At 44.5% G+C, this 13,437-nt stretch carries 17 protein-coding genes; 10 read left to right on the plus strand and 7 right to left on the minus strand.

Translation table 11 applies throughout. The features are described from left to right. Together H6F41_RS07725 and H6F41_RS07730 are read left to right on the plus strand one after the other, a co-directional pair. Window positions 1-446, plus strand: a 446-nt coding sequence (locus tag H6F41_RS07725; protein WP_190401965.1) for an IS630 family transposase, incomplete at its 5' end; no start/stop codon positions are given. 51 nt (window positions 447-497) lie between these two features. Then, window positions 498-917 (plus strand): hypothetical protein, encoded by a 420-nt coding sequence (locus H6F41_RS07730; protein ID WP_190402900.1) that lies wholly within the window; start codon window positions 498-500, stop codon window positions 915-917. 71 nt (window positions 918-988) lie between these two features. Here H6F41_RS07730 and H6F41_RS07735 read toward each other — a convergent pair whose 3' ends face one another. Then, window positions 989-1,552, minus strand: a complete 564-nt coding sequence (locus H6F41_RS07735; RefSeq protein WP_190402901.1) for a Uma2 family endonuclease — start codon at window positions 1,550-1,552, stop codon at window positions 989-991. A gap of 129 nt (window positions 1,553-1,681) precedes the next feature. On the opposite strand from H6F41_RS07735, the gene H6F41_RS07740 reads away from it, so the two are divergent. Continuing rightward, complete coding sequence (locus H6F41_RS07740; RefSeq protein WP_199288701.1) at window positions 1,682-2,464, plus strand: uracil-DNA glycosylase; 783 nt, start codon at window positions 1,682-1,684, stop codon at window positions 2,462-2,464. Beyond that, a complete protein-coding gene (locus H6F41_RS07745) occupies window positions 2,464-2,754 on the plus strand; it encodes a DUF2288 domain-containing protein (protein WP_190402902.1) in 291 nt (96 codons plus the stop codon). The genes H6F41_RS07740 and H6F41_RS07745 overlap by 1 nt, the downstream gene beginning before the upstream one ends. A 262-nt stretch (window positions 2,755-3,016) precedes the next feature. Here the strand turns inward: H6F41_RS07745 and H6F41_RS07750 are convergent, their stop codons facing one another. The 5 genes from H6F41_RS07750 to rnc form a co-directional block, all read right to left on the minus strand. Further along, window positions 3,017-3,712, minus strand: coding sequence for an esterase/lipase family protein (locus H6F41_RS07750; protein WP_190402903.1), 696 nt, complete (start codon window positions 3,710-3,712; stop codon window positions 3,017-3,019). Window positions 3,713-3,723: 11 nt separating this feature from the next. Then, window positions 3,724-3,936: a hypothetical protein gene (locus H6F41_RS07755; RefSeq protein WP_190402904.1), complete on the minus strand. Its 213-nt coding sequence runs from the start codon at window positions 3,934-3,936 to the stop codon at window positions 3,724-3,726. After that, the gene (locus H6F41_RS07760; protein WP_190402905.1) at window positions 3,933-4,847 is read right to left on the minus strand and encodes a glycosyltransferase family 2 protein; all 915 of its coding nucleotides are present in this window, start codon (window positions 4,845-4,847) and stop codon (window positions 3,933-3,935) included. The genes H6F41_RS07755 and H6F41_RS07760 overlap by 4 nt, the downstream gene beginning before the upstream one ends. 90 nt (window positions 4,848-4,937) lie before the next feature. Further along, complete coding sequence (locus H6F41_RS07765; RefSeq protein WP_190402906.1) at window positions 4,938-6,554, minus strand: glycosyltransferase; 1,617 nt, start codon at window positions 6,552-6,554, stop codon at window positions 4,938-4,940. A 329-nt stretch (window positions 6,555-6,883) separates the two neighbouring features. Continuing rightward, on the minus strand, window positions 6,884-7,657 hold the full coding sequence (gene rnc / locus H6F41_RS07770) for a ribonuclease III (RefSeq protein ID WP_190402907.1): 774 nt from the start codon (window positions 7,655-7,657) through the stop codon (window positions 6,884-6,886). Window positions 7,658-7,712: 55 nt separating this feature from the next. On the opposite strand from rnc, the gene H6F41_RS07775 reads away from it, so the two are divergent. The 5 genes from H6F41_RS07775 to H6F41_RS07795 all read left to right on the plus strand — a co-directional run bounded on the left by H6F41_RS07775 (window position 7,713) and on the right by H6F41_RS07795 (window position 11,805). After that, window positions 7,713-9,029 carry an ABC transporter substrate-binding protein gene (locus H6F41_RS07775; protein ID WP_190402977.1) on the plus strand — a complete coding sequence of 439 codons (1,317 nt, stop codon included), beginning with the start codon at window positions 7,713-7,715 and terminating at the stop codon, window positions 9,027-9,029. Window positions 9,030-9,157: 128 nt separating this feature from the next. Beyond that, the gene (gene ebsA, locus H6F41_RS07780; RefSeq protein ID WP_190402908.1) at window positions 9,158-9,547 is read left to right on the plus strand and encodes a type IV pilus biogenesis protein EbsA; all 390 of its coding nucleotides are present in this window, start codon (window positions 9,158-9,160) and stop codon (window positions 9,545-9,547) included. 122 nt (window positions 9,548-9,669) lie between these two features. Then, window positions 9,670-9,933: a hypothetical protein gene (locus H6F41_RS07785; RefSeq protein ID WP_190402909.1), complete on the plus strand. Its 264-nt coding sequence runs from the start codon at window positions 9,670-9,672 to the stop codon at window positions 9,931-9,933. Window positions 9,934-9,977: 44 nt separating this feature from the next. Next, window positions 9,978-11,228: a glycoside hydrolase family 19 protein gene (locus tag H6F41_RS18750; protein ID WP_199288702.1), complete on the plus strand. Its 1,251-nt coding sequence runs from the start codon at window positions 9,978-9,980 to the stop codon at window positions 11,226-11,228. 16 nt (window positions 11,229-11,244) lie between these two features. Further along, window positions 11,245-11,805, plus strand: coding sequence for an AAA family ATPase (locus H6F41_RS07795; RefSeq protein WP_190402910.1), 561 nt, complete (start codon window positions 11,245-11,247; stop codon window positions 11,803-11,805). 2 nt (window positions 11,806-11,807) lie between these two features. Here the strand turns inward: H6F41_RS07795 and H6F41_RS07800 are convergent, their stop codons facing one another. Next, window positions 11,808-12,605 carry an LmeA family phospholipid-binding protein gene (locus H6F41_RS07800; protein WP_190402911.1) on the minus strand — a complete coding sequence of 266 codons (798 nt, stop codon included), beginning with the start codon at window positions 12,603-12,605 and terminating at the stop codon, window positions 11,808-11,810. A gap of 281 nt (window positions 12,606-12,886) precedes the next feature. On the opposite strand from H6F41_RS07800, the gene H6F41_RS07805 reads away from it, so the two are divergent. Beyond that, window positions 12,887-13,399 carry a GNAT family N-acetyltransferase gene (locus tag H6F41_RS07805; protein WP_190402912.1) on the plus strand — a complete coding sequence of 171 codons (513 nt, stop codon included), beginning with the start codon at window positions 12,887-12,889 and terminating at the stop codon, window positions 13,397-13,399. Window positions 13,400-13,437 lie beyond the last annotated feature (38 nt).

The raw sequence follows: 13,437 nt of genomic DNA on the forward strand, positions 1-13,437 counted from the left end.
TTCCCTATGCTTGGCAAGAGAAAGGGACGGGTTTAAGCTTACCCAGTCAACGCAGTAAGAGGTTAAATGTCGTGGGTTTGATGAATCGAAACAATGACTTATCTGCTTATGTTTTTGAACGCAGTATCACCAGTGCAGTCATTCTCGCTTGTATCGATGACTTTGCTCGTCAATCTACCAAGCCAACAGTGATTGTTATGGATAAAGCCTCTATTCATACCAGTCAACTGATTCAAGAGAAATTAGAGCAGTGGAAGAACCAGCAAGTTGAGATTTTCCAGTTACCCCCTTATAGTCCCCAGTTGAACTTGATTGAAATTTTGTGGCGTTTCATGAAGTATGAGTGGATTGAACTCAATGCATATGAATCTTGGGAAAGTTTAGTCTCTTATGTTGAAAAAGTTCTTCGAGACTTTGGTTCAACTTATGTAATTAATTTTGCTTAGCTACTTATGTTTAGGTGGCTTTGGTAAACTTAGGAAAAATCATGATGCTTTATGATGAACGAGCTAAAAATCTCAACTGAACATCCTGATCGAGCGATCGTCATTCTCCAAAGAACAATTCGTGCTGAAATGTTACGCATAGAACAAGGTAAATTTCAGATTGAGCAGAAACTGAAAAAATTTGAGCAAAAGTATCAAATTTCATCCATTGAGTTTGCAAACCACTGGACAGCAGAAGACCTAGAAGGGAAAGATTTAGAGTACATAGAATGGTTCGGGGAATATCGTTGTCTACAAAATATTGAACAAGATTTACAGATTTTGAACAGCTTGCAAAATATTCACCTATTAGGACTTACGCAGAATTTGCTAAGACCCTCACCCCTAGCCCCTCTCCCATCAAGGGAGAGGGGAACAAGAAAAACCTCTTACTCCCCTTCTCCCAGAACGGGAGAAGGGGTTGGGGGATGAGGGCAATTTGGATTTTGTGTAAGTCCTAAATATGTTGATCAAGGCGATCGCCCCAATGGAAGTCGAACCCGCTAAAATTCCACATCTTCATAGATGGCTGCGATCGCACATTCAAAATCAATACTAGCAAGTTGTACCAATTCACCTTCCCCATAAGAAGTTAACTCCCACTTACGGCGTTCATTTAGACGAAATGCTTCGACAGTAACTTGCTCAGAGCTAACTAATACATATTCACACAAACTCGTTAACTGTCGATAACGCGCAAACTTACCACCTCGGTTATAAGCCTCTGTGCTAGGCGATAGCACTTCAATGATTAGAGTGGGATAAAACACAGCCTTTGCTGAATTGCGATCGCGATCATCACAAGTCACTAATAGATCAGGATAAAAAAACTCACCATTTTTAGAAATCCCCACCTTCGCATCTGAACCTAATACCCGACAGTTGCGCCCTCTCACATGGGGACGTAACAAAGCAATTAAATTAGCAGCGATCGTACTATGGTCGATTGTCCCACCTGCCATCGCAAATACTTCACCATTGATGTACTCATATCTGATTTCTTGCTTTGCTTCCCATTCAAAATATTCATCAGGGGAAATTTTTGGGTTATTCGGTACAGCAATCATAATTTTAAGATCCTATAATTTGCTCTAGTTTTAGAATAAGGTTGATTTTGACCGATTCCCAGTGGATGAGGGGCTTGAAAATTGATATAAGATATTAAGCAAAGATTTTGGGGCGCATATCCTTATTCTATGACCGAAAAAGAACAAATGAGCCTGTTTGACCTGACTCCATCGGATGTACCGTTGGCAGATCTTCTCCATGCAGAAGGAGCTATTGCCGAGGTCGCGCCTACCAAAAAGACTGGACGAGCTTCTAAAAATGCTAGCCTCAAGCCTGCGGCATTAGTACCAGTCCATGAGCAATTTGCGAGCCTAGATGCATTGCGAGAGGCGGCTTGTAACTGCCAGAAATGTCCCCTTGCCCCCACCCGTACCAACGTTGTCGTCGAGAGAGGCAATCGTAATGCCAAAATTCTGATTATCGGTGAAGCTCCGGGAGAACAAGAGGATCTATCGGGCTTGCCCTTTGTTGGTAAATCAGGACAGCTTTTAGACAAAATCTTGCAATCTGTGGGCTTTGACACCGAGAAAGATGTTTATATTTGCAACACGGTTAAATGCCGTCCCCCCAATAACCGTGTCCCGACCGAAGTGGAGACCACTACCTGCAAACCCTATTTACTTGAGCAAATTCGACTAGTCGATCCTAAAATTATTTTGCTAACGGGGGCGACATCTCTCAAGTCAATCATCGGCGAGAAATTGGGAATTACAAAAGTGCGTGGTCAATGGTATGAGTGGGAAGGTCGATTAGTCATGCCAATTTTCCACCCTTCCTATTTATTGCGAAATCAAAGCCGTGAACAGGGCAGTCCGAAGTGGCTGACATGGCAAGATGTTAAAGCGATCAAAGCTAAGTACCTAGAAATTATCGGTGCTGATCGCGTAATTGATGATGATGAGGAGTTTTAGTGAGTAATTCAAGAAAAGAGTTAGAGGAAATGGTGGATGTGGCGCTATGGGAATGGTTGTGTCCCCATGCGGCAAGGGCAAGAGTTATTTTAGTTGGGGCAAATCTAGATCTGGTTGATGTGGGCATCGCGCTGACGGAGGATAATACCCAGTTAGTCCAATCATGGATCGAGGATGGATGGCTGCGCCATCCGACCGCTGAGGAACTGAGTGCTTGGAATGCCAACAAAGAAAAAGAATTTACGAGTTTGGTTGTACCACCCTTTGTACTTGCCAGAATTGATGTATAAAACATAAAAAAGAGAGACGGCATTGCCGTCTCTCTTTTTTATTAACAGTAACTAAAAGAAAAAGCCTAGGTTACTTTCCCTGTTTCGTTCCTAGGCTTTTTCTTTTGTTCGCTCCTCACACTCCTATACTATACATCCATCTTTCTGAAATGTCTACTAGTTCGTGGAGCAATATTGGCTTTTTTAGTAAGCATTTTGGCTGGGATTTGTGCTTTGAGCGTCATGATGCCCCATCGAGGGGATGCAAAATGTTACGGTCTGGCTAGATTAAATACTGTGACCAAATTGCGATCGCATCGGCAGAACCATACCACTTACCCGATCTGGGCGAATGATAAACCCCATCGATCGCAATATTAGTTGCGCCATCTAAATATGCCGCCTCAATCGGAATAATGCCATCGCCCCAAGCATCTCCCTGTCCTGTCGTTAGCTCATAGCTGCTATAGGCAAGCCACTTTTGTGGTGAAGACTTTGCGCCCTGTACTGATTTACCCGCAATGCAAATATATTCAATATCTGCATAAAAAGCATGGGGGTAATGATCATTCACAAATCCTAAATTTCTGACTGCCCAAGGCTCAAGGCTGCGTTGGGGTGTGCCGAGACAGACGAGCTTAACTACCTTTGAGCGTGCATTCCAAACCTTGTCGTAATAGGGCTGATCGCCTAGATAAATTCTTGATAACCAGCCCCCCGCCGAATGGGCAATGATGTTTACTTTCGATGCGCCTGTTCTGGCTAATTCCTGATTTACAGTTTGGTCAAGCTTTTCTAAAATGGGGGCGATCGAGCGTCCACCCAAGGTCGGAACCCAATCCCACCATTTTAAAGGAACTACCGTTGCTGACAAATTTTGGGCTTGGAGTATTTTTGCGATCGGCAAGTAGTCAGCCGCACCCGCCAGATATCCAGCCAGAATGATATTGGGAATTTCGGAATTATTTACAGTCTGCATAGTTTTTAGGTTTACTCACTCACCTGATCATCGGGCCGTTGACTGAGGCAACTGCCGCCACGCGCCGCATTCCGAAAAGTTTGCACCGCTTCGACCGTATTAATATGTCCGCAGTAAGGACAATAAACCTGCTCGCCGATTTGTGGCTCGATGTCAGCGCGACTCCACCATTTGCGACAGCGATCGCAGTGGAAATGATAAAGAAATTCTAGGGAAACTTTCATAGACCTTGCCGCGCTTCTCGATAGGCGGTGTATACGCCTTTGACGTTGTACCAATTTAAGAAGATTCTCGCGATTTCCATGGCTAATTGCGGTTTACCTTGATCGATGAGCCACTTAAGTAATGGTTTGAGAGATCGCTCATTAAGTAAACCACCTAACGACAATATGCCCCACAAAAACACATGTAGCCATGTCATCTGAATCATCATTTTTACTTCCCATGTCGGATGCTTTTGATAAAACAAAACTCCCATGCGTCCGCGTTGTGCTTCCACATCGACGAGATGCGGTAATTGATCAATCGTAAAGGCTGGATGCCAGTGATAGCCAACTGCCTCAGGACATTTGATCAGTTTTAAACCCAAATTTTTGAGGCGCACCCCTAGCTCTAGATCTTCCCAGCCATATTGACGAAAGCTAGGATCAAATTTGCCTGCTTCGATGAGCCAATGTTTTGCGATCGCAACATTACCAGTCGCAAAAAAAGCATTGGAAATATCTTGGATTTTCAGTTTCTCAGAGGTTGGATGATCAAAATTATTGGTATTAATCACTCGACCATAGGTGAAGGCACGATCAGCATTGCCAAGGGCATGGGCATGGGCGCACAAAAATACAGGGGTCACCACCAAGTCACTATCAATAAAAACAATAATGTCGCCTTGGGCAACATCGATACCTGTATTTCTGGCGATGGCAGCGCCTTCATGGTTCTGCTGATATAGCCTCATATGGGGAAATTGCTCAGGATGGGCTTGCAAAAATTCCACCGTACCATCGGTAGAGCCATCATCAACCACCACAATTTCATAGGGTTGCGTAAAATCTTGTGCTTCCAGAGCTTGCAAACACTTTTGCAAGATGGGCAAGCGATTATAGGTTGGGATAATAATTGACCACATAGCAACCATTATAAAATCAGAGGGCAGCTAGCCGCCCTCTGATTTTTTATATTAGTACGTACCTCACTTTGCGACACACTCGCGACGTACTAATAGAGTTTAATTGCGTGACTGTTGCCAAGATTGCCACAGGGTCAGCCCGCCAACATAGCCATAGCTCAAGGAATATAAGATCATAAATGGTAAGGTGACATATAAGCCTTTGCTGAGTGCTAAGCTCGCTGCGATCGCACTATAGACACATAGCCCCAGCTCAACTAACACATTGGCATCAAGAGGAACTTTGTAGGCCTTATTTGCCCAGCGATCGCTTTTGTGTTTGATGTCAAACTTGGGGGTACGTCGGAAATTTGCACCTGTATTCGATAAACCTGCAAATACCGCACGGCTATTGCTCCAAGATATCCCTGTTCCCAAAAGTGCCAAGAGGAAAATTCGACCTAATCGACGCGACCAAGATTGAGGATATAAATCGCGTTGAGCATGGAAGTATAAAAATGGGGGGCCAAAGGTAGCGGGCAGCATAAAGACCGACCAAATGCCTTCAAAGGAAATCCGTAATGAGATGGCACTATCTGGTGTAATCAGCATTAAAGGAATCGCAATGAGGATCAAAATTAGCATCAAAGGATGTGCTGAATATCCTGTTAAGTGCATGGTGGCTTGAAATTTTACCGCCAAACTGAGATCGGCTTGCCAAATCTGAGCAATCAATTTCTTGGCACATTGAATGCTGCCCTTTGCCCAGCGAAACTGCTGCAATTTGAAGGCGAGCATGGCAACAGGTAACTCTGCGGGGGCAACAATTTGATTGTCATAGACAACTTGCCAACCCTTGAGTTGGGCGCGATAGCTCAAGTCCATATCTTCAGCGAGGGTGTCGGCGTGCCAACCACCCGCATCAATGATCGCCTGACGATTCCAAATACCCGCCGTACCGTTGAAATTGAGGAAATAGCCGTTATTAGCTCTAGCTTGTTGCTCGATCGCAAAATGCCCATCAATGCCCGTTGATTGCAACTTGGTTAGTAATGAATATTCCGAGTTGACATGCCCCCAACGGGTCTGCACAACCGCAACCTTAGCATCAGGAGCCTCGACATAATGACGAATTGTGTCCTTGAGCCAACTGGATGACGGAATAAAATCGGCATCAAAAATCGCAATATAATTGCCCTGCACTAGAGGCATGGCATCTTGTAAAGCTCCTGCCTTAAAACCAGCCCGATTAACGCGGTGGATATAGTCGATCCAAAAGCCTCGGCTCTGATATTCTTGGACAGTTTCAATAAGAATTGCCTGAGTATCATCAATAGAGTCGTCGAGAACTTGGATTTGCATCCGATCGCGGGGATAGTCGAGATTACAAACTGCATCCACGAGTCGTCGTGATACATAGCGCTCATTGAAGATCGGTAACTGAATCGTCACAACTGGCAAATCTTCTAAGGCGATCGCATGGTGTTCAGGAGAGCCGATCGCCACAGCATAACTATTAAAGTTATTTGTGAAATTGTTATCAAGGCGAAATTGCTCGAAGTTATCAAAATTATTGACAGCGATCGCACTTGAATTAGACGATGCTGCGGCTTGAGCGGTTTGATATTCTCTGGCACGATTAAACTTAGGAACAACTAGCTGTTTCCTTACAGAGCCTTTAGACCTATGGACAGCAGTGAGCCAATAAGCATTTAGCCCATAAAGTAGTAGCCACATTGCTGCCACAGCGTTGATGACAGCTAAAAAAGCTATTAGTATCAGAATGACTTTTGACTCCTTCTTACCACACGAAGCACTTTAAAAAATTTGGTTAAACAGACAAGATTAGACCACTAAGAAATATTACGATGATTGTCGGTGATTTATAGAGAAACTTGCAATTTAACTTTAAGTATTTATACGGGCGCTTGTTAATCTCATAATCTTAACAAATTCAAGATAGGCGACACGAAGCAACACCGATAGCCAAACTTGCTTTGCTATTCAAAACTCAATAATCGGGCAGCGGCGCTTCGCGCCGCTGCCCGATTATTGAGTTTTCTGTCCTATTTTGAATTTGTGTCCGCTTGCATTTTTTCTAAGGCAATTGCCGCCGCCGCTTGTTGAGCGGCTTTGATACTTTTTCCCTGTCCTTGTCCCCAACAGCGATCGTCAAACCATACTTCGACGCAAAAAAGGGGTTGCTTTATCTGATCTGATGTCTGAAGTGCCAGATTGCAATCTACATTGCGATATTCAGGTAAACGTTTCCAGCGTCCTTGAGTTAGCTCTTGGAGGGCAACTTTATAATTTCCTAAGGCAGGGATCGCGAGTAACTCGGTTGCAAATTTTTGCATATGCGGATCGAGCCATTGCCTGACAAAGGCTAAATCTTGCGTACTGATATATAGAGCCGCCATTAGTGCTTCGAGGGCATCAGCCAATAGCGATCGCAATGCTTGGGTATCATTACGGGCTGCATTGGATACGACCACATATTTTTGGAGATTGTAAATACCTGCAATCTGAGCAAGGGTCTGGTCACTCACTAGGTGCGATCGCAGTGCTGCTAAATCCCCCACTTTGCGATCGCCATAGTGTTCTTTCAAAAATAAACTCACTGATAGTCGCAACACACTATCGCCCACAAACTCTAGTTGATCATTGTTATAGGTTGTTGAAAAACTGGGATGGACTAGCGCCTGATCAAGCAACATCCAATCAAATCCCTGAGCCTTAACCGATGGATTAGCTTGTTCTAATTTGGCTTGATCTAGTCCCATTTGATCTAATAAGCGGACTAATTCTCTGTGGCGACGTGGATCAATGGTGGATGGCATGAGACTTTGCAGATACAATTACAGCAACTTTATCAACATGATCGTAGTTCAAACCATGACTAAAAGGTTTTTCTCTGCACTGTGCTTATCTTTATTAGCCACAGTGACTATGATTGGGATTGTCGCCTGTCAGCCGCCTAGTACCACAACTAATAATGCTAATCCTACAGCGACTACTGCTAACACTTCAGGCAGTGGCGGCGTAAAGGATAGCTTGCGACTAGGCGCACTCTTGCCTGTAACTGGTGACCTATCTTCGATTGGTGCACCGATGGTCAAATCCATTGATTTTCTTGTCGAAACCGTTAATAGCTGTGGTGGCGTATTAGATAAGCCCATTACTTTCATTAAAGAAGATGATCGCACTGACCCACCCGCAGGTGCAGAAGCGATGACCAAACTTGTAAAAGTCGATAACGTTGGGGCTGTAGTTGGCGCATTTGCTAGTAGTGTATCGACCGCCGCTCTTGCGATCGCAGTTCCCAATAAGGTCGTGATGATTTCCCCAGGTAGCACCAGTCCCGTATTTTCAGAACGGGCTAAAAAAGGTGAATTTAATGGGTATTGGGCGCGTACTGCCCCCCCCGATACCTATCAAGCCCTTGCGCTGGCTAACTTAGCCTACAAAAAAGGTGCTCGCAAAGTTGCCACTCTGGTCATCAATAATGACTATGGCGTAGGTTTTGAAAAAGCCTTTGTGGAAGCCTTTGAAAAACTTGGTGGCACAATTGTTAACAAGAGTCGCCCCACCCGTTACGATCCCAAAGCCACTACCTTTGAGGCAGAGGCAAAGGGAGCATTTGGTAGCAAGCCCGATGCCGTTGCGGCAATTCTCTATCCAGACTCTGGTGGCGCAGTCATCAAAGCTGCCTATGAGCAAGGCTTGACTAAGGATGTGCAGATTTTACTTACCGATGGCGTGAAAACTGAAGATTTTCCTAAGCTGATTGGTAATGCCCCTGACGGTAAATTGATTTTGGCGGGTGCAATCGGTACTGTACCTGGTGCTGATGGTAAGTCCCTTGAGACTTTTGCGAAGAACTTCAAAGCGAAAACAGGTGAAGAACTTGGCGCTTTTGTTCCCCATTCCTATGATGCGGCTGCCCTAGTTGCGATCGCAGCCGAAGCTGCCAAGGATGGTACTGGCGACGGTATTAAGAGCAAAATTCGTGAAGTTGCTAATGCCCCCGGTCAAGAAGTCAGTGATGTCTGTGAAGCGATTAAGTTAGTGAAAGCAGGTACAGAAATTGATTACCAAGGCGCAAGCGGGAATGTTGATATTGATGAATTCGGCGATGTGAAGGGTAGCTATGATGTTTGGGAAGTCCAAGCGGATGGCAAGATTACCGTCATAGATCGTGTTTCTCCTTAGTACATAAGTACATAGAGCCTAACAGCAAAACTAAAAATGGCGTAGCCATTTTTAGTTTTGCAAATCATTACTGGGTTTTGCTCAAAACCTGATAACCTTTCATTACATTTTTTAGAGACAAGATACCTATGGCGATCGAACTCAAACAGGCTTCGCCGCAAGAAGTTTCCATTTATATGCCCTACTACCGAGAGCCTAATAAGCGCATGGCACTACCCTATGCCATCTCTCTGTATAAGCAAGCTGAACTGGCGGGTGAACGTCATATAGAAGGTAGTCCTCCGATTTCATTTGTAGCAGTGTGGCGAGTTGCTAACTTACCATCAGATATCACTCTCTGTCGTGTCACCTTTGCAGGAGATGATGACATGAGCTATGAAATGACCTTAGAAAATTCTGAATTTATGGGATATCTAATTGAGGTAGTGGCTAGCATTCGCGACAAAAACTGTATTGATTTCCCGCAAATTTTTTATAGCAAGTTGTTTAGGCTGAAACTATCTGGTGGTGAGCTATAGTCCTAGTCTGCAATCTTGCTAAAAAAAACAAAGTCAGCTAAAGTCCTGATGCTACTTTTGTTAACAAACAAATAGCAATCAATTTAAATCAATTTAACAGTCAAATTTAAGGGGTTGATATTGTGTCATATGCCGCCCAACGCTTTGAACCACAAGAAAAACAATCGGAGTCTCTAATTTCTAAAATTGATCCGATGGTCGTCAGGTCTGCCAAACAGATTTATCGCTATTATGCCGACTCCTATGCTGCCCAGATGCCTCGTCCTAAAGGAGTTGCCATTAATCGAGTTGATATGTCAGGCAAGCTAATTTTTTCACAGTTGATTTTGCTGCCACAGGAAAGTTTTGTGCCGATGGAGTTGATTGAATTGTCGGAATACCATTAACAAATGGTGTTAATTAAATTGGAAAGCAACACCCGATTAAGGTCATGAAACAAGTTGAGATTTGGCGCTCACAGGCTGCCGCAACCCTTGCATTTCTAGTTCCCAAAATCGTCGGCAATACCACCAATGAGCGTGATGGACTTGTGGATGATCTCATGCGTGCGCTCAATAACTTACCCCCACGTCCTGCCAATCGCCAACCCTACGCAGGGCTTTTGCCTGCCGCCGATATTGCCACATGGCGCAGTCGGGCTGCCCTAGTCCTCCAAAACTCAGTTCCTAAAATCCCTAATGTTGAGGGTAGTGTTTTTGACGGCGCGATTGATGACTTGATTCGTTTTTTAAAAAATTTACCAGCCCGTCCCACAGGACGCGCACCCTATGCAGGTCTATTTGCACCCGCTGATTTGACCACATGGCGCAAACAAGCTGCCCAAACTCTAGTAGCCGATATTTCGCGAATTACTGATCCAAAACATACGAGTGCTGATGGCAAAGTGGATGACCTAGTAAGAGCGATTAGTGGTTTACCTTTGCGCCCAATTATGCGTAAACCCTACGAAGGTTTATATGAAGCTCCTAACCTGATTGATTTACGGAAGTTAGTTGCCAAACGACTGGGGCAGTTGATTACGAATTTAAAAGATGACTTTAATCCTAAGGATGTGCTAGTCGATCGCACAATTCGCGTGCTTAATAATTTGCCACCCCGCAGTGCCGATCAAGAACCCTATGCAGGTTTGTATCCACCTGCGACGGCAACCCCAACTTTGATTACGCAAGAGCAACTAATTGCGATCGCACCCTATTCCCGCCGCGATCGCCTTGCTAGTTTGCTGCCGCACCTGAATACAACTATGCAGCGCTATGCCATCACCACACCTCTGCGTAAGGCGCATTTTTTAGCCCAAGTCGGACATGAAAGCGATGGCTTTAATACCAACGAGGAATACGCCTCTGGGTCTGACTATGAATGGCGTGATGATTTAGGGAATACGCAGTCAGGGGATGGTGTGCGCTTTAAAGGTCGGGGACTGATTCAGGTAACAGGGCGAGCTAATTATGCTGAATGTGGACGTGCCTTGGGCGTGGACTTGATTAGCAACCCGCGCCGCTTAGCGGATTATGACCTCGCTTGTCTTAGTGCAGGTTGGTATTGGGATACGCGCAAACTAAATGTCTATGCCGATCGCGATGATATTCTCACGGTCACCCGCATCATCAACGGTGGCACTAATGGTTTAGCCGATCGCCAGTCCTATTTGGTCAGAGCCAAGCGTGTATTTGGAATTTAGGCTTATTTAGACTTATATGATCAATGGCAATCTAGGTCTCTGTGGTGCTCATCGCACTGGCAAAACTACTCTTGCGATCGCAATTGCCGATCGGCTCAATATCCCCTTTATCCGCACCACCACCAGTCAAGTTTTCGCAAATTTAGGGCTAGATCCTGCCGAGTCGATGGATTTTCAGACAAGGCTATTTGTGCAGAACCATGTGCTTGATGCAGCTGAACAGATTTGGCAAAATTCAGCGACCAACTTTATTAGCGATCGCACTCCGATTGACATGATTGCCTATACGCTTGGTGATATTCAGGGAAAAACTGAGGTTGACTTTGATTTGCTTAGTCAATATATAAATCGTTGCTTTGCGAGTACCAATAGTTTTTTTCAAAAGCTCGCGATCATTCAACCGGGTATTCCCCTTGTGTACGAGCAAGGCAAGGCGGCGTTAAATGCTGCCTATATTGAGCATATTAATGTTTTGGTGATGGGGTTATGTGGCGATCAAAGACTTAAGGTAAATGTGTTTTGTAATCCAAGGGATGCGATCGCAATGGATGTAAGAATTAGCAATATCTTGGGCTAGTGTTACTCAGGAATGGCATCCATTTTCGCAAACCCAATTACCTGCATCGAGCCATCAACCAGCTCCAGTTTGATTACCCTTGCGGTAATTCCTGCACTTTCTAGCTGCCGTAAATCCAAGACCCTATTTAAACCTTCCGTAAAAGCATTGGCAATTTGAGCAGGTACAGGTATTTTGGACAGTTCAATTTTAGGATTGATAATTTGTAATTTTGTACCGCCAACGGTTTTTAATTCAGCGTTTACCGAGACATCAAGCTTAGTTGGTTCAGGGTTAGTTGCGGTGGGTTTTGCCTGTAAAGAAGCCGTCAAACGGATGCGATTGTCGCTTAAAAAAGTGACCTCTGGGTCAGCAAGGTCAAGCACTTCTGCTTTGTTCGGATTAGAACCAGTAATATCAATACTGAGGTTTTTGAACGAAGATTGTACCGTTGGCGATCGCAAGGCGTAATTAATATCTTCAGAGCGTAAGCGCACACGTACCGCAGCCTGTAATGGTCGACGCAGAACAACCTTGCCCGACTGTACAGAATTGGGATCGATGCTAATTGGGTCAGTTTCTAGATCAACTTCATCGATGCGGAGAAACTCTAAAATGTAAACCCCCCGTCCCGCAACACGAATTCGAACAACATTACCCAGCAGGATTTGATAGTTAGGAGCATTATCAACACGCACCTCTAGGACATCTGCCTTGACAATTTGTCCACGCAAAAAGTCGGTTGCCACCTTATCGATCGCAATTCCTGGCGCACCAGCTAAACCTAAAAATGTTGTTAGTAAACCAGCCAGTAATTCCATAATCAATCTGCGGCAGTATCCTTGCGATCATAAACCAAAATACTGAATTACGGCTTGCGAATCTCCTATGACGAGTGGCGGCGCGTAGCGCCGCCATTCGTTTTCTGGTTTTATGTCCTCAGCAAAACTTTTTTTGCTATATAAGTAGCTAGGCATAATTAAAACCCAAAGCTAAAACCTGTGACGCACGCGCAGCGTGCGCCACAGGTTTTAGGGTTTTATATTTAATTGCGCCCAGTTATTTAAAACATATCTTCAAGAAAATTAAGGCATTTTTATCCATGCAAATTCGGTTGGCAATAGAGGCAGATTTGCCTACGATTATCGAAATTTATAATGCTTCTATACCTAGCCGTCTTGCCACCGCAGACCTTGAGCCGATCACTGTAGAGAGTCGTCGTACTTGGTTCCGATCCCATGACGATCGCTATCCTGTGTGGGTAGCAACCATTGGCGATCGCAACATTCAAGGCGATCAAAATGAGCAAATTATTGGTTGGCTAAGTTTGCAGATGTTTTACGGTCGCCCTGCCTATCACAAAACCGCAGAGGTCAGTATTTATATAGATCCTAACTATCAAGGTCAAGGTATTGGCAAACAGTTACTCGATTTTGCGATCGCACAATGCCCTAAGCTTGGCATTTCTAAACTAGTCGGCTTCATCTTTGCCCACAATGCCGCTAGCTGTCATTTATTTCAAAAATTTGGGTTTCAACAATGGGGATTGTTGCCACAGGTGGCGGAATTAGATGGCCAAGAACAAAGTTTACTGATTCTTGGCAAAAGTATTTAGCTTATATAGTTACTGCTATTTGGATTAAGACCAATCAA

The organism is Pseudanabaena mucicola FACHB-723 (genome assembly GCF_014696385.1).
Lineage (GTDB): Bacteria > Cyanobacteriota > Cyanobacteriia > Pseudanabaenales > Pseudanabaenaceae > Pseudanabaena.